The following is a 17,486-nucleotide window of genomic DNA, read 5'->3' as shown; positions in this document are numbered from 1 at the left end:
ACGCGCTGACACCGATGATGGTGGCGGCATAACCGAGGCGGAAATCCACTTAGCAAAACGCCCGGAACTGTTCAGACAAACCGAGCCACCTCATTCTGCGCGCTCCAGGCCTTGACATTATCACCGAAGGAGGTGCTGCGGCTTCCGGCAACTGTCTTGCCGCAAAGGTCGGTCGCCTGCTTGTAGGTGGCGGCATTGGCATTGACGGTGAAGAGGATCGGGCCGCTGGTGATGTAATCGACGAAGTCCATACTGGCCTGGCGCTTCACGTTGTCGCTCATGCCGGAGATGATCATGTCGGCGCGGCCGGTCTGAAGGCCGCTCTGCAGCTCCTGGAAGGCGGAGGTCACGAACACGGTCGTCAAGTTGAGCTTCTTGGCGATCGCATTCGCCAGGTCGACGTCGAAGCCATCGATCGTGCCGGTATCCGGATTGACGAACTCCATGGGCGGATAGATCGGGTTGGTCATGATGCGTAACTCGCCGTCCTTGATGAGGTTCAGGCTCGAGTCCGCGGAGGCGGCAGTGGCCGCGAGCGAAAGCAGGGCCGCCGAAACGGCGAGACGAATGAGTTTCATGCGATTGTCCTCTGATGATCTTGCTTCGGATTTTTCTTGTTAAAGCACCGCAGAGATGAAGTTCTTCACTCTGGGATTCCTGGGGTTTTCCAATATGTCGTTGGGCGTCCCGGTCTCGACGATCATGCCGGCATCCATGAAGACGACACGGTCGGCAACCTCTCGGCAAAAGCCGATTTCATGGGTGACGACGATCATCGTCGTCCCGGAGGCGGCAAGCTCCTTCATGACGCCGAGGACTTCGCCGACAAGTTCGGGATCGAGTGCCGAGGTCGGCTCGTCGAAGAGCATGGCCCTCGGTTTCATGGCGAGCGCACGGGCAATGGCGATGCGCTGCTGCTGACCACCGGACAACTCGCCTGGATAGGCGCCCGCCTTGTCGGCGAGGCCGACACGCCGCAGAAGAACGCGCGCCTCGGCGAGGCACTCCTGCTTCGGCCGCTTCTGCACGCCGACCGGACCTTCGATGATGTTCTGGAGGACCGTGCGATGCGGGAAGAGATGAAACTTCTGGAAGACCATGCCGACGGCCTGCCGCTGGCGGGCGATCTCCCGATCCGGCAGCGGAAAGAGCCGATTGCCTTCGCGGCGATAGCCGGCGATTTCATCTTCGACCGTGACATAGCCGGCATCGATCTGTTCGAGCTGGTTGATGCAGCGCAGGAAGGTGCTTTTTCCCGAACCGGAAGGTCCGATAATGCAGACGACTTCGCCTTTCTTGATCTCGAAATCGATATCCTTCAGGACATGAAACGTGCCGAAGTACTTCTGCAGGCCGTGCGCCTTGATGATCGCGTCCATCAGCTTGCCTCCCCGGTGAGAGTCTGGTTGGCCGCCTGCTGGGCGCCCGCATCCCGCCTGCCCCAGCCCCTGGAGAAATGCCGCTCGATATAGATCTGTGCGATGCTGAGGATGGTGACGACGACCATGTACCAGATGGCGGCGACGATCAGCAGTTCGATGACCCGCGAGTTGACATAGTAGATGTCCTCGACGTTTTTGAGCACTTCCGAATATTGAATGACGCTGGCAAGCGAGGTGAGCTTCACCATGCCGATGGTTTCATTGCCGATCGGCGGGACGATGACACGCATGGCCTGCGGCAGAACGATTTTCAGTGTTGCCCGCAGTTTCGTCATGCCGATCGATTGGGCTGCTTCCATCTGCCCCTTGTCGATCGACAGAAGGCCGGCGCGCACGACTTCGGCGGTATAAGCACCCTGCTGAATGCCAAGGCCAAAGAGGGCGGCAACGAAGGGTGTCATGACATCGACGGTGCGGAGCGACCACAATCCGGGAATACCGATCGTCGGGAAGATCAAGGCAAGATTGAACCACAGGAGAAGCTGCAGCAACGCCGGCGTGCCGCGGAACAGCCAGATATAGCCGACCGAGATACCGCGCAGAACCGGATTGTCCGACATGCGCATGATTGCGGCAACGACACCGAGAACGATGCCGACGATCATGGCGCAGAAGGTCATGATGATCGTGTTGCCGACACCCGCCATGACGGCCCTGGTGAACAGGTTCTGTCCGACATATTCCCAGGCGATATCGCCCTTCCAGAAGGCTCTCGCCAGAAGAACAAGCAGGATGACGCAGATCGCCGCCATGATCTTCGTGCCTATTTTTCGCTGCGGCACGATCACAAGCGCATTCACGTCCAGTGGCGCTGAATTCATCAAATTTCGATCCCCTGAGCTCGTTGGTGAGCTTCCGTTTTCTAATGGGAAAAGCTTACGTTGCTTTTGAATTCGGCCACAAACGAGATTTGAACATGCAATTTATGCGCCTTCCGCATAAATCCCGGCATTCACCAGGACGTGACGCCGTCTCGCTGCCTTTAACAGAGACGCGAGGAACGACCGACGCGAATAATCTGATCAACCAATTGACGGCAATGCCATACCGGTGCTGTTGCTGACCGGAAGAAGAAGCCGAGGCTGAATGGCGGCACCATGGAATGAGGCAGAGGATCTCGCACGATCGCTTACGGATAATGCGTTGATCGTCATATCCCATCGGCGATCGCTACCAAGGAAGTGCGCTGGTCAATCAACCGGATCCGTCGTAGGGTGGCGGTTCTCAAAGCAAATAGCCTTCCCTTGCGAAACATGCTTATTCCGCGTGCTCTTCCTGTCATATCTCTCATTGGAGAACCCTCATGAACCTCGAGCTTAACGGTAAACTGGCTCTGGTCACCGGCAGCACCGCCGGCATCGGTCATGCCATCGCGGCAACTCTCCTTCGCGAAGGCGCCCATGTCATCGTCAACGGACGAACCCAAGATGCGGTCGATCGCACGGTCGCCGAACTTGCCGCGATCGGAAGTGGCCACGTTGACGGATTTGCCGGCGATCTCGGCACCGAGGCGGCGGCCGATGCGGTCACGAAGCGCTTCCCAAACGTCGAGATCCTGATCAACAACCTTGGCATATTCGAACCCAAGCCATTCGAAGAAATCCCCGATGCTGACTGGCGACGTTTCTTCGATGTCAACGTGCTTTCGGGCGTTCGTCTCGCGCGTCTTTATCTGTCGTCGATGCGCCGGCATAACTGGGGGCGCATCATCTTCATATCGAGCGAAAGCGGCGTGCATATTCCTGCCGAGATGGTGCATTATGGTGTGACCAAGGCGGCTCAGATCGCGGCAGCGCGCGGTATCGCCGAATCCGTTGCCGGCACCGCGATCACGGTCAACAGTGTGCTGCCTGGTCCAACGAAGTCGCGCGGGGTCGAGGATTTCGTCGCAGCGTTGCCCGGATCCGAAGGAAAGAGCTTCGCGCAGTTCGAGACCGAATTCTTCGAGAAAATCCGACCAACTTCACTGATCAAGCGCTTCACAACGCCCGAAGAAATAGCAACCATGGTCGCCTATATCGCGAGCCCGCTTTCCTCGGCCACCAATGGTGCAGCGCTCAGGGTTGATGGCGGCGTGGTGAAGAGCGCGTTCTGACCGTCACGGCGAGAATGCATTGCGCTCGTGAGCAGCTCATCGGCACTCCACCGACCTGAGCTTCAGCACTTGAATGGACTGCAATCATTGCTTTTCATGGTGCATGCCACCAAAAATGGCTTTCGTTATAAAAGCTGACACATCGAAGCTCGGCGCCAGCGGACGTGGTGCCCTGTTGTCGAGGCTCCACGTGTCGGCTCACGAGCCAATGAGGCCGTTGGATCAAGGCGTGCGGTCGAATGCCGGAGCTGATTGATCTATCGTTATCTCATACGCGTAGCGGTAGAATCATGGATAGGAGGACAGACATATTCGTCGGCCATTTGCAAAGAATGATTTCGCGGCATTGCAATAGTTGATAACGCACTGCAATATAGCTGTCACAAATCTGTGCAGTTAGGGTTCCGCGCGATGAGGATTTGTATTTATAAGTCGGAAAGAGCACCTGAGCTCACCCTCCTGCTGCGAGAGGGATTGCCTCTCCCGCACGACACCAAGATAGACAAATGGACCAAAATCAAGGTGGTCACCGATCGGGAAATGAGATCAGACCTTTTGATTGAGATCGGCGGTGCCGGATATGCGTTGGTGCGCCTTGGCGCGACTAAAGCCAACAGGGGCCACCTTTCGGTCGTATTATCACCAAACGACCGTGGCGCGAATTAAGATAGCCAGCGCGTTCAAGTTGGAACTTACATGCGTCCGATCCGGAATTTGTAGCCGTCCGTTTCGGAGCTTCATTGCGAACGCGTGCCGACTATCGGGAAGGCACGCAGGTGTCCGGTTGGAGTCGCCTTCATCTTATTCATGCTTTTGATGGGAGTGGTGCCCTCTTTCCTCTAACACATTGTAATATCGCCACATTCTAGGTGTCTCGACGGCGTCTGCGTGGTAAGCCCGCGCAGTGGCATGAAATTCGGCTGAAAACCGCAGGATATGCGAGGATTCCCGCCTAGAGGGCGGCTCTCAGTCCGAGGCGCTCCTCAGGTGACAGGCGACTTGCCACGGCAATCAAGAGATTGGTCAAAACATGATCATCTGCCGATCGGTTGTTTTGGCTCTGGTAGAAATCGCTGGTTACGCTGATCCGACAGGCTGTGCTCGGCGATTTGCCGTAGCTGGCAAGAAAGGTCGTGAGCGCTTCCGTCAACTCCTGATGAAGATGATCGGCTTGGGGCACGGAGGTCAACCAGGATTGCAGCTGTTTCTCCACTCGACGCCCATCGCGTCTGGCGCGAAGAGCCACTTGCCATCTTCGGTTTGAAGAGCATACCAAGCGCGAGCATGTGCCAGGCGACGCCGAAGGTCGGCGCTGCTGTCTAGCTCTGCCTTGAACCGCTCGATATTTTGAAGCACATGGGAAAGTGTCGGTGCGATTACGGACATTTAAGCTCCCCTTCTGGTAATTCATTCCTTCGTGAATTACGGGATCAAATACGCCGTCAGATTGTGTGCCAGTAGTTCAGGAATAAGATGATTTTGTTTTGCCTCTAAGGAGCTTTGCAGGAAAGCTCAGCGAGAATGGCCGATTGCTTCGAGACGGCAATTCCGACGGCCGCCAACGTCGCCGGCCCAGACAATTAATCCTGCGTTCAGGGTGGTGCGGGTAGTTAAGCGGCAATCATCGCCCCAGTTACCGTCAACTGGGGCGCTGCAATGAAGATCTCAGGCTCCGGGTTGTCGTTTCTGGAACTCTGCATTTGGGAAACGACGAGACAAAAGCGAAAGACACATGTCATCTAAAGATACTGTCAACGATTCTGCTCCAACTCCTCAGATGGCTCATCTGGATCGCGAATTCGGAATTCGCGCCACTCTCTTGTCCAACGATCAGCTGAGAACCATGGCAGCGAAGTTTGCAGAAACTCGCACGCTTGATCTCCTAAAATTCAGTGGCTTCGATTTCTATCTCCGACACAAGGAGAACGAAAACGAGATCCTGCGGGTCTATCGCGCCGCCGCCGCGGATGTCGATGCTGGCGAAAGCATCACGCCAGCTGCCGAATGGCTGCTCGACAACCACTACATTGTCGAAGAGGCAATCCAGGAAGTTCGCCGCGACTTTCCGAAAAAATTCTATCGCGAACTGCGCAAGATCAATCTCGACGGCACGGAGGTGCCGCGCACCCTCGCGCTCGCCTGGCTCTACATGGCGCATGCGCACAGCAATATCAGCAATGCTGGCATGACCGCAGTCACCGAAGGGTTCCAGGACCGCGAAACCTTACGGATCGGCGAACTCTGGGCGCTGCCCTCGCTGGTGCGCTATGTCTTGATCGACAATCTTCGCCGGGTGGCATCGCAGATCGATAAGAGCCGCGAAATGCGCGCGGCGGCCAATGCAGCGGCCACCGAGGCAATTTCGCTCGGTGACGCCGGCGCGGCGCAACATCTGGAAACGCTCGCTGCCAATCTCGACGACACGACCTTCGTCACGCAGCTCCACTATCGTCTTCGCAATGCACTCGAACCAACAGAAGCTGCGTTGAATTGGTTGGAGGCCAAACTTTCCGCCAAGGAAACGGATGCCGAAGCCGTCATGTCGGCTGAGCAGACCCGTCTCGGCGCGGCCAATGCGCTGATGGGCAGCATCATCAAGAGCCTGCGCGAGATCAACGACACCGACTGGTCGGAGTGGGTCGAAGAGGTCAGCACCATCGACAAGCTGCTCTGGCAGCAGACGGATTATGCAGAGCTCGATGCCGGATCTCGCAACAGCTACCGCCGCCAGATCGAAAAGCTCGCGAAGCGGTCCGACAAGACGGAGATGGATATCGCCGAGGCCGCCGTGCGGCTGACCGACCGTGCAAAGAATGAGAGCAGGGACGGATCTGCAAGCAACGTTGGCTACTATTTCGTCGGCGACGGGCGCCCGGCACTGGAGGCGGAAATCGGCTTCCGACCGACGCTCGGCCTGCGGTTCATGCGGATGGTCCGCAAGCTGAACTGGCTATCGATCGCCGTTCCCGTGCTTCTCCTGACTTTGCTGGCGCTCGTCTTGGTCGAATGGGCATTCGTCGACGCGGGAATGCCGCTGTTTGCGACGATCGTCCTGCTGCTGATGTTCGCGCTCCCAGCATCCGAGGGCGCGACCGGCCTCTTCAATTTCTTCGCCACGTTCTTCATCACACCGGATCGTCTCGTCGGCTATGAATTCAAGAAGGGCTTGCCGGCGGACGCCCGCACGCTTGTCACCATTCCTTCCCTGATCGGCAGGCGTGAGCACGTCGATGAACTCGTCCGCAATCTTGAGGTACATTACCTTGCCAATGCTCGAGGTGAGATCTATTACGCGCTCCTGACCGACTGGCCGGATGCCGAGGAAGAACAGACCGCCCGCGATCTCGACGTTCTCGATTATGCGCGCGGCAAGATCGCCGAATTGGAATCACGTTATTCGGAAGAAGGCAGGCAGCGCTTCTATCTGCTCCATCGCCGCAGGCAATATAACCCGGCCGAAGGCGTGTGGATGGGCTGGGAGCGCAAGCGGGGCAAGCTGCACGAGCTCAACATGCTGCTGCGCGGCAGCCAAGACACGAGCTTTATCGCGGGCTTCGATGTCGTGCCGGCCGACGTCAAGTACGTCATGACGCTGGACAGCGACACGCGCATTGTTCGTGATACCGTCACGAAGCTCGTCGGCAAGATGCACCATCCGATCAATCGCCCGGTTTTCGACGACAAGAAGCAGCGCGTCGTCGATGGCTATGGCGTGCTGCAGCCGCGCGTGACGCCGTCGCTGACGACGGGCAAGGACGCATCGACCTTCCAGCGTGTCTTTTCGGTCAATCGCGGTCTAGACCCTTATGTCTTCGCGGTTTCCGACGTTTATCAGGACATCACCGGTGAGGGTACCTTCACCGGCAAGGGCCTTTATCACGTCGACGCCTTCGAAGCCTCGCTGAAGGGTCGGATCAGTGAGAACTCGATATTGAGCCACGACCTGCTCGAAGGCTCGATGGCGCGATGCGGTCTGGTGACGGACTGCGAGCTCGTTGAAGATTTCCCCATTCGCTACGAGGTCGAAGTCTCGCGTCAGCATCGCTGGGCTCGCGGCGACTGGCAGCTTATTCCGTACATTTTCGACGAGCGCCGTGGCATTACCGCGCTCGGCTGCTGGAAGATGCTCGACAATTTGCGTCGCTCGCTGACGCCGATCGCCTGGTTCTTCGCTTCCGTGCTCGGTTGGTACTGGATGGATCCTTTCGGCGCGCTCATCTGGCAGATCCTGCTGATCTTCAGCCTGTTCGTTGCCCCGACATTGTCGCTGATCAATGGTATCATCCCGCGAACCAGCGACATCATCCTGCGGGCGCATCTTCATACCGTCTGGAAAGATATTGAGAATGCCAATGCCCAGGTGGCGCTGCGCATCATCTTCATCGCCGACATCGCCTGCGTCATGGCGGACGCGATTGTCCGCTCGCTCTACCGCATGTTCGTCAGCCGCAAGCTGATGTTGCAGTGGCGCACCGCCGCAAGTGCGCAGGCCATGGCGCAGACGACGATCCTCGGCCATTACAAGGTTATGTGGCGCGCCCCTCTGCTGGCCATTGTGGCGCTGGTCTTCGCCGCCTCTTCCGGCGACATAGCCTGGCTGGTCGGACTTCCCTTCGCGTTTCTCTGGGTGCTGTCGCCAGCCATCGCCTGGCTGGTCAGCCAGACGGCGGAAACCGAAGATCGGCTTGTTGTGCCCGACCACGTCCGCAACGAATTGCGCAAGATCGCGAGACGTACCTGGCGCTACTTCGACCACTTCGTCGTTCCCGATCAGCACTTCCTGCCGCCCGACAACGTTCAGCAGACGCCGCATGCGGTCGTCGCCATGCGTACATCGCCGACCAATATCGGCGTCTATCTGCTGTCGGTCATTTCGGCGCGTCGTTTCGGCTGGATTTCGTTCGAGGACGCGGTCAAGCGCATCGAACAGACGATCGAGACGGTCGAAAAGCTGGAAAAATATCGCGGCCACCTGTTCAACTGGTATCATACGGACACCTTGAAGCCGCTGGGCCGCAAATATGTATCCTCAGTCGATAGCGGAAATTTCGCCGGCCATCTGATCGCCGTTTCATCCGCATGCCGCATCTGGGCCCAGTCTCCTCTTGCCCATATCCACACCGATCTCGACGGCATCGGCGATGTCGCGGCAATTCTGCGCGAGGTGCTTTCGGAGCTTGATGACGATACGCGGTCGAACCGATCCCTTCATGACCGGCTGGACGGCCGTATCGCCGAGCTTGAAGCGGCGGTCGCGACCGGTAAACGCGAGAAGGAATTTTCCTCGGGCCTCATCGAACGATTTGCCGGGCAGGCTCGGGAAATCCGCGAACTTGCCGGAAGCCTTGACAGGGAAGTCAAGACCACGCGGAGCGAGGAAGTCGTCCATTGGGCGGAGAAGCTGGTCGAAACCTGCGAACTCCATCAGGTCGACAAGGCTTTCGATCCCGCCCAGGCACCTGATATCAGCGAAAGGTTGATCCGGATCGGCAATCGCGCCCGTGAAATCGCCTTCGATATGGATTTCAGCTTCCTCTATCGCCCGGAGCGCCGGTTGCTATCGATCGGCTTCCGCGTCGAGACGGAAGAAGTGGATGCCGCCTGCTACGATCTACTTGCTTCGGAAGCTCGTCTGACGAGCCTCTTCTCCGTAGCAAAAGGTGATCTCCCGACCGAGCACTGGTACAAGCTCGGCCGCCACGTCGTGCCCGTCGGCACGCGCGGTGCGCTGGTCTCGTGGTCCGGCTCGATGTTCGAATATCTGATGCCGCCTCTCGTCATGCAGGAGCGCAGCGGCGGGATTCTCAACCAGACCAACAATCTGATCGTTCTCGAGCAGATGAACTATGCGCGCAAGCTTGGCACGCCGTGGGGCATCTCGGAAGCGGCCTTCAACGCCCGCGATCATCAGATGAACTATCAGTACAGCAACTTCGGGGTGCCGACGCTCGGCCTGAAACGCGGTCTCGGACAGAACGCCGTCATCGCGCCTTACGCCTCGTTGCTCGCCAGCCAATATAATCCGGTCGCGGCCCTCGAAAACCTCGAGCGGTTGCGGGCCGTCGGCGCGCTCGGCATGTATGGTTTCCATGATGCCGTCGATTTCACGGCAAGCCGCGTGCCGGAAGGCAAGCAATGCGCGGTGGTTTACAACTACTATGCGCACCATCACGGCATGTCGATCGCCGCTGTCGCCAACGTGGCTTTCGACGGCCTGCTGCGCGAGCTGTTCCATGCGGATCCGGTAATCGAGGCAGCCGAATTGCTGCTGCAGGAAAAAGCGCCGCGCGATATTCCCGTCATGGCCTCGAAGCACGAAACCGACGCGCCCGCGACCATCCAAGGCGACCTGATGCGTCCGGAAGTGCGGCGCCTGGAAGATCCGGCCTCACGCGAGCGCGAATTGCTGCTGTTGTCGAACGGCCGTTACTCCACGATGCTGACGGCGACCGGCTCCGGCTACAGCCGCTGGAAAAATCTCTCCGTCAATCGCTGGCGTGCCGACCCGACCGAGGATCGATGGGGATCGTTCGTCTTTCTGCGCGACACCGCATCGAACGAATGGTGGTCCGCAACGGCGGAGCCGCGTTCGATCGCCAACGAGCATGTTCGGGTGAGCTTCAGTGACGACAAGGCGGAGTTCATCAAGACCGTCGGCGAGCTGACGAGCGAAATGGAAGTCTTCGTCGCAAGCAATTACGATGCCGAAGGCCGCCGTCTGACGATCAGCAACACCGGCACGGAAGATCGAGTGATCGAGGTGACCTCCTATATGGAGCCTGTCGCCACTCTCGATGCCGTCGATACTGGTCACCCCGTCTTTGCCCGCATGTTCCTGAAGACAGAAATCGCCCCGAAAGGTGACGCAATCTTCGTCGAGCGGCAGAAGCGTGGCGTGACGGATCCAGAGGTCGCCATCGCCCATCTCGTCGTCGATACGTCGGGCGAGAGCCTGCAGACACAGTATGAGACGGACCGCATGCGCTTCCTTGGGCGGGGGCGCACGCTAACGGAAGCTGCCGCGTTCGACGCAGGTGCGGAACTTTCCAACTCGAGCGGCTTCACGATGGATACCTGCCTGTCGCTGCGCCGGACGCTTCGCGTGCCGGCCGGTGAGAAGGTCAGCGTAACCTTCTGGACCATTGCCGCGGCCGAACGCACCGAGCTCGAGGCTGCGGTCGAGCACTATCGCCAGCCGGAAAGCTTTGCCCAAGGTCTTGTTCAGGCCTGGACGAGAACGCAGAGCCAGCTGCGCCAGATCGGCGTCAATTCGAAGGAGGCGGCCGCCTACCAACGCTTTGCCCGCTACATCATCTATCCGGACATGGCGCTGCGTGCCGACAATAAGACGGTCCGCGAAGGCCTCAAGTCGCAGTCCGTGCTCTGGGCCGCGACATTGTCCGGCGATGCACCACTGATGACCTTGCGCATCACCGACGAGCTCGGCACCGATCTCGTCAAGGAACTCCTGCGTGCGCAAGGCCTCTTGCAATCGCGCGGCGTCGAGGTCGATCTTGTCATCTTCAACGAGCGCACCGGCGAGGCGGCTGCCGAAATGCAGCGCACCATCGACCAGCTCTGTGACGCGGCGCGTCACGCCAGCGAGGTTGCCGGTATCCAGCGCAATATCTATGTCCTGCGGAGGGATATGACGACTCCGGAAGCCTATGACGCCATCATCGCCGCCTCGCGCGTCGTGCTGCGTGGTCGCGATGGCAGCCTCATCGATCAGGTGCAGAAGGCCCGTTCCATTTCCGGTTCGCCTGCGCTCCTTGGTCAGTGGGGTGATTCTACCCTGGTGCCACGTATGGTTCGCGACACTGCCGGGACGCCCCCGGTCGATGGCAGCGATCTTGCCTTCTGGAACGGCTATGGCGGCTTTGCGGCCGATGGCAGCGAATATGTCGTGCGCCTGTCCGGCGGCGAACAGACGCCGCATCCGTGGGTTAACATCATAGCCAACGAGAGCTTCGGCTTCCATGTCTCGGCGGAAGGCGCTGCCTTCACCTGGAGCCAGAATTCCCGCGATCATCAGCTGACGCCTTGGACCAACGACATGGTCACAAACCGTCCAGGTGAGGCCTTCTATCTGAAGGATCTCGACCGCGGCTCCGTCATCGTGCCCTACGCGTCGCTCGCGCAGCGCGCAGACACGCGCTTCGAAGCCCGGCATGGCCTTGGCTACTCGATCTTTTCGACGGTTCAGGACGAGATTTCCCTGGAGGTCACCCAGACCCTCGACATGGAAAAGCCCGTCAAGCTGACGCAACTGCGTATCCGCAACCATGCAGGCGAAGCACGCAAGCTGCGGCTTTACGGCTATGCCGAATGGATTTTCGGCAACAACCCGACCAAGAGCAAGCCCTTCATCATCTCGAGCTTCGACAGCGCGAGCGGAGCGGTCTTTGCGAAAAATCCGTTCAGCGTAAGCTTCGGGACGCGAGTTGCGGCTTTTGCTGCAAGCGAAGCACCGTCGAGCGTCTCCACCAGCCGTCGCGAGTTCATCGGCCGGCACGGGACGATCCAGCAGCCGCGCACGGTTTCGGCCGGCTCGCGGCTCTCCAATGCCGTCGATCTCGATGGTGATCCCGCAGCCGCTCTGGCATTCGACCTGACGATCGAGTCAGGTGAAGTGCGCGACATCTGCTTTTATATGGGTGATGCCGCCTCGCAGGAGGAAGCCGCCGCTCTCATCGCCGACATCCGCTCCATCGGTTTTGCGGAGGTTCTAGAGAAGACGCGTGAGTTCTGGAAGAGCTTCACCGGCAAGACGCAGGTCTCGACACCGGACAAGCGGCTTGACTTCATGGTCAACAATTGGCTGCCCTATCAGACCTATGGCTGCCGCATCATGGCCCGTACCGCCTTTTACCAATCGAGCGGTGCGTGGAACCTGCGCGACCAGCTGCAGGATTCGCTGGCCTTCCTGCTGCATTCGCCTGAGATCGCCCGCAAGCAGATCCTCAATACCGGCCGCCGTCAGTTCCCAGAAGGCGATTTCCAGCACTGGTGGCTGGAAGATAGCGGTGCCGGCGTTCGCACGAACATCTCCGACGATCCGGTCTGGCTTGCCTATGCCCTCGACCAATATTGCACGGTGACCGGCGACGCCTCGATCATGGACGAGATGCTGCCCTTCGTCGAAGGCGCGCAGCTCAGCCCCGGCCAGTACGACGCCTTCCTGCAGCCACGTGTCTCCGACGAGACCGCATCGCTCTACGAACATGCCGCTCTAGGCCTCGATCTCGCGATCAAGCGCACGGGCGTCAACGGGTTGCCGCTGATGATGAGCGGTGACTGGTGCGACAAGATGGATCGTGTCGGCATCGCCGGACGTGGTGAAAGCGTTTGGCTGGGCTGGTTCCTCGCGGGCGCCTTGCGTCGCTTCATCGCCTATGCGGAAAAGCGCGGCGACACGCAACGCGTCAGCCGTTGGGCGGATCATCTTGAAAAGCTCAAGGCCGCGATCGAAACGGCCGGATGGGATGGCGAATATTATCGCCGTGGTTACTACGACAACGGCGCGCCTCTCGGCTCCAGCCAATCGGCGGAAGACAAGATCGACTCGATCGCCCAATCCTGGAGCGTGCTCTCCGGCGAGGGAGATGCCGATCGCAGCAACATGGCCATGAACGCGGTCCTCGATAAGCTGGTTGATGAGGAGGGCAAGTTCATCCGCCTGCTGACGCCACCTTTCGTCAAGCCGGTCAATGATCCCGGTGTGATCAAGGCCTACCCGCCAGGTGTCCGCGAAAACGGCGGCCAATACACGCATGCCGCCATGTGGACGGCTCTTGCCCTTGCCCGGATGGGCCGCGGCGAGGACGCCTGGCGCGCGGTCGAAATGCTGAACCCCATCAACCACGCGCTCGACAAATCGTCCGCGGAGACCTATCGCGTCGAGCCCTATGTCATCGCCGGCGACGTTTATGGAGAAGGCGACCTCAGGGGCCGCGGTGGCTGGAGCTGGTACACCGGTTCGGCCGGGTGGTTCTATCGCGTCGCAATCGAAGGTATCCTCGGCATTCGCACCGACAGCGGGCGATTGCACATCAAGCCTGCGCTGCCGGCCGGATGGGACGGCTACTCGGCTGCGCTGGAACTGCCCAGCGGTCGATACGAAATTTCGGTTTCGAGAGTTGATCCGACAGGAGGATATGCGATCACGATCAATGGGACCGCAATCGATGATCCGCGGGAGGGATATTTGCCCGCGGCATCGTAGGCGAAATCTCGCTGTAATCCAGCCATCCGCCGAATTATCGAGTATGTATGAATTGGAAATTGGAGGCAGAGCCAATCAGGCCACCTCCAATTCACCAGCTGCGCGCTCTTATCTCCTTCGGAGGGAGTTTATCGAATTGAGTCTGCAAGTGAGGCCAGCGGCTGTTTGACAATAGAATACCTCCGCTATCGTGTTGGGACCGCGGCCTGCCAGCAGAATGAAGCGCCAGATGTATCGATGCGAAAACCTTGCTGATCGACGAGCACCACCATCCAACAGGAGGCCGGTCTCGGTAGCTGGGTATTCGACTAATTCGCGCGAGGCTTTCGCGGGGTGCGGCCTCTGCTCGGCGCGGCGTCAGCCACAGGGCGCCAATTAAATCGCGAAGCAGGTGGCCGAGACCGGGAGCATAGTCACAGGGGCAAGGCGCCGCGCCTCGCCATTCGCAAAGCCGGGGTGCGCCTTCTCTTCCCGTCCAAGTACTCGTGCGGCCTCAGACCGATCTTATAAGCTCTTCGCCAAGCCCAAGCACTGGCGCAGAAAAGCTGGGGGCGCACGATCTCTTGCGGCGCTTTTTCTTCGCGTGCCAGTCCGGCAGAAGTTTAATCAACGACCGTGCCACTCCCAGTGACGTTAGGGATAGATGCTCGCAGGGAGCAATCACCCATCGGCGCTGTTAATCGCAGCGCCGAATGGTTTTAGTGATCTGGTCGCCGTTTTCATCGGTGCGTGTGACAGTCCTTGTCATGCAGCCGCCGCGATCATTATATCGATCGTAACGGTCACGATCGCGAACCGATCCAATGGCAACGCCCCGATCGGTTAAGGCAACATACGGATGGTGATGGCGATGATGGCGATAGCCCTGATCATAGGAAGGCCCATCAATGACGACCTCTTCCGCAACCGCAGCCACAGGTAAACCAGCACCGATGAAGATGGCCGCACAGGCAATAATTATCTTTCGCATTTGCGTATCCTCCTTAATTTCCCTTATGATCAACTGCCAAAGTGAAATAATGTTCCACACGGCTCGCCTAGTGGCCGAGTATCGTCGAAACCTCTTCACATCCGTATGCCAGCGCGTCGCGCATCTCATTTCCCAATATGTCTCGCTGACGGTGCTGGTCGGTAAACATGCGCTCCAGCGTCTGGCCCAACATTTCAGTTTCCGTCCAGCCCAGGATCGACGGTGCCATATGGTCCACGCGGCAACGCTGCTTGGACATTATCCGGTTGGAATAGCCCGAGAGGTTATCTCCGGACCTGGCGCGCATAAGCAAATGCGCAAAGCACACAGTTTCGGTGCGTGGGCGAAACTCGTCTGACACCACTTCTCACGGATTCGATCCCTCCACACCCGCGCTATTGGTGTTCTCGGGAGTTGCTATGCGGGGATTTCATGAGTTATTGCCGAAGGGTCATAAAGTTTTTGGGACAGGAGCCTTGACACTCTAGGACCAATGCAATCTAGTTCCAGTTGTCAGACATCTTACATAGAGTGGAACGAGTGCCTGGCAATGGAGGATCTATGAAACGTTTCGTGAAATGTACGGCAATCGCCGCGGCCGTCCTCGCAATGGCATCCCTCGCGCATGCGGGCGCAACGCTTGACCGCGTCATGTCAAAGAAAAGCATGGTGGTCGCGACGAACAGCGGCTGGCCACCACAAAGCTTCCTCAACGACAATAATGAGATGGTCGGCTTCGATATCGACGTCTCCCGAGAGATCGGCAAGCGCCTTGGCGTGGAGGTCAGCTTCCAGACCCCAGACTGGGCAACCCTCACGGGTGGGCACTGGCAGGGCCGCTACGATGTCGGTGTCGGCTCGGTTACACCCACCAAATCCCGCGCCCAGGTCATCGATTTCGCCGGCATCTACTATTACAGCCCTTATGTCTACGTGGTCCATAAAGACAGCCCGCTGAAGTCCGTTGGCGATCTCAACGGCAAGGTAATCGGGGTCGAAACGGCAACCACTTCGGAAGACTTCATTCGCCGCAATTTGCAGATCGACGCGCCAGGTATGCCGCCAATTCAATATAAGGTCGAGCCTGGCGAAGTGCGTACCTTCGCTGATTCCATGCTTCCCTTCGACGACCTGCGCCTCGGTCCGGGCGTACGCCTCGACGCCGTCATCGCGCCAGAACAGACCGCTTTGAATGCGATCAAGAACGGCTATCCGCTTCGCATCATCCAAGGCGAATATGCCTTTCGTGAACCACTTGTGGTCATCGCGGAAAAAGGTGATTCAGAATGGACCGCCAAGGTTGGCGAGATCATCAAATCCATGAAAGCCGACGGCACGCTCGGAACGCTTACCAAGAAGTGGTACGGCGCGGATTACAGCACCGACTGATCAAGCTCGGGTCAGGGCGGCAGCCCCGACCCTTTTTCTTCCCGATTGCCTTGAAAGATCGACCATGTCGTATCCCGACACCTATTATCGCCGAACGATGAGTGAGACTGCCGCACGGCCCGCGCTGAGTGGCCCGGTCGAATGCGACACGGTGATCATCGGCGGCGGCCTTGCCGGATTGACGACGGCCTTGCAACTCGCACGCGCCAATCTCAACGTCGTCGTGCTGGAGGCCGAATCCGTCGGCTTTGGCGCTTCCGGCCGGAATGGCGGCTTCGTCAGCGCGGGGTTTGCCACCGACAGCGCGGCGATCGCCCGCGTCACCGGCACCGAAACCGCAAAGGCCATTCACCGCCTTTCCATCGAGGGCGTCGACTTCGTTCGCGATACCATCCGCGATCTCGATATTGCCGACGCTAAGCTGACGCCGGGCATCATCAGCGCGCTGCGATATGACGGCGGTGACGGCCTCAAGCGCTATGCCGAAGACATGAACCGCGATTTCGGCAGCGATCTCGAATTTATGGACCGCGATCAGCTTCGCGCCATTTTGAAATCCAATCGCTATTTTCAGGCCCTCCACAGCAAGAAGTCCTTCCACATCCATCCGCTGAATTATCTGCGAGCGATAGCCCGCGAATTCGAGCGCCTCGGCGGTCGCATATATGAAAGTTCGGCGGCGACCGGTTGCCAGCTCGCGGGCGCCCAGAAGATCGTGCAGACGGCGCGTGGCCATGTGAAGGCGCGCCGGGTCGTGCTGACGACGGGCGGTTATACCGGCCAGTTGGTTGGCAAGCTCAAGCGCTCTTTCCTGCCGATCGCCACCTATGTGATGATCTCCGAGGAAAATCCCGATCTGATCGCCCAAGCGATCACGACACGCTGCGCGATCGGCGACAACCGCCGCGCCGGGGACTATTATCGCGTCGTGGAAGACGGCAGGCGTCTTCTCTGGGGCGGGCGCATCACCACGCGCGCCGCCTCGCCGGTAGCGCTCGCCCGCGAATTGCGTCGCGAAATGACTGGGACTTACCCGCAACTCTCCGAACTCAAGACCGAGCTCGCCTGGTCAGGGCTAATGTCCTACGCCCGTCACCTCATGCCACAAATTGGCGAGATGATGCCGGGTGTCTGGCATTGTACCGCGTTTGGTGGCCACGGTCTCAATACGACCGCGATTGGTGGCAAGATCGTGGCGGAGGGGATTCTGGGCCAATCCGATCGTTACCGCCTGTTTCAGCCCTTCGGTCTCGTCTGGGCCGGCGGGATTGCCGGACTCGCGGCGGCACAACTCACCTATTGGAAGCTGCAGGCACAGGACTGGTGGCGCGAAAGAGCCGCCTAGAAAGATCATCAAGGGGAACG

Annotated in this window: 8 protein-coding genes; 4 read left to right on the top strand and 4 right to left on the bottom strand. The window is 59.0% G+C overall.

Annotated features, from left to right (window positions below):
• Positions 1-71: 71 nt before the first annotated feature.
• Genes FBZ99_RS30120 through FBZ99_RS30110 form a run of 3 tightly spaced genes read right to left on the bottom strand, consistent with a single transcriptional unit; the run spans position 72 to position 2,263 of the window.
• Positions 72-578 (bottom strand): transporter substrate-binding domain-containing protein, encoded by a 507-nt coding sequence (locus FBZ99_RS30120; protein WP_246661228.1) that lies wholly within the window; start codon positions 576-578, stop codon positions 72-74.
• Positions 579-617: 39 nt separating this feature from the next.
• Complete coding sequence (locus tag FBZ99_RS30115; RefSeq protein WP_145322945.1) at positions 618-1,379, bottom strand: amino acid ABC transporter ATP-binding protein; 762 nt, start codon at positions 1,377-1,379, stop codon at positions 618-620.
• A complete protein-coding gene (locus FBZ99_RS30110) occupies positions 1,379-2,263 on the bottom strand; it encodes an amino acid ABC transporter permease (protein ID WP_113420262.1) in 885 nt (294 codons plus the stop codon). The genes FBZ99_RS30115 and FBZ99_RS30110 overlap by 1 nt, the downstream gene beginning before the upstream one ends.
• A gap of 482 nt (positions 2,264-2,745) precedes the next feature.
• On the opposite strand from FBZ99_RS30110, the gene FBZ99_RS30105 reads away from it, so the two are divergent.
• Both FBZ99_RS30105 and FBZ99_RS30100 read left to right on the top strand, forming a co-directional pair.
• Entirely contained in the window at positions 2,746-3,537 is a 792-nt protein-coding gene (locus FBZ99_RS30105; protein ID WP_113352158.1) for an SDR family NAD(P)-dependent oxidoreductase, read from the top strand.
• 1,732 nt (positions 3,538-5,269) lie between these two features.
• Positions 5,270-13,762 carry a GH36-type glycosyl hydrolase domain-containing protein gene (locus FBZ99_RS30100; RefSeq protein WP_145636548.1) on the top strand — a complete coding sequence of 2,831 codons (8,493 nt, stop codon included), beginning with the start codon at positions 5,270-5,272 and terminating at the stop codon, positions 13,760-13,762.
• 676 nt (positions 13,763-14,438) lie between these two features.
• Here FBZ99_RS30100 and FBZ99_RS30095 read toward each other — a convergent pair.
• Positions 14,439-14,792 carry a hypothetical protein gene (locus FBZ99_RS30095; protein WP_145322941.1) on the bottom strand — a complete coding sequence of 118 codons (354 nt, stop codon included), beginning with the start codon at positions 14,790-14,792 and terminating at the stop codon, positions 14,439-14,441.
• 501 nt (positions 14,793-15,293) lie between these two features.
• Between FBZ99_RS30095 and FBZ99_RS30090 the strand changes: the two genes are divergently transcribed.
• Both FBZ99_RS30090 and FBZ99_RS30085 read left to right on the top strand, forming a co-directional pair.
• A complete protein-coding gene (locus FBZ99_RS30090; protein WP_113420267.1) occupies positions 15,294-16,121 on the top strand; it encodes a transporter substrate-binding domain-containing protein in 828 nt (275 codons plus the stop codon).
• A 64-nt stretch (positions 16,122-16,185) separates the two neighbouring features.
• Entirely contained in the window at positions 16,186-17,466 is a 1,281-nt protein-coding gene (locus FBZ99_RS30085; RefSeq protein ID WP_113420268.1) for an NAD(P)/FAD-dependent oxidoreductase, read from the top strand.
• The last annotated feature ends 20 nt before the right edge of the window (positions 17,467-17,486 follow it).

It is taken from the genome of Rhizobium sp. ERR 1071 (assembly GCF_007828675.1).
Taxonomy (GTDB): domain Bacteria; phylum Pseudomonadota; class Alphaproteobacteria; order Rhizobiales; family Rhizobiaceae; genus Rhizobium; species Rhizobium dioscoreae.
The sequence above is the reverse complement of the archived record's forward strand: the minus strand, read 5'-3'. Positions and strand labels throughout refer to the sequence as shown.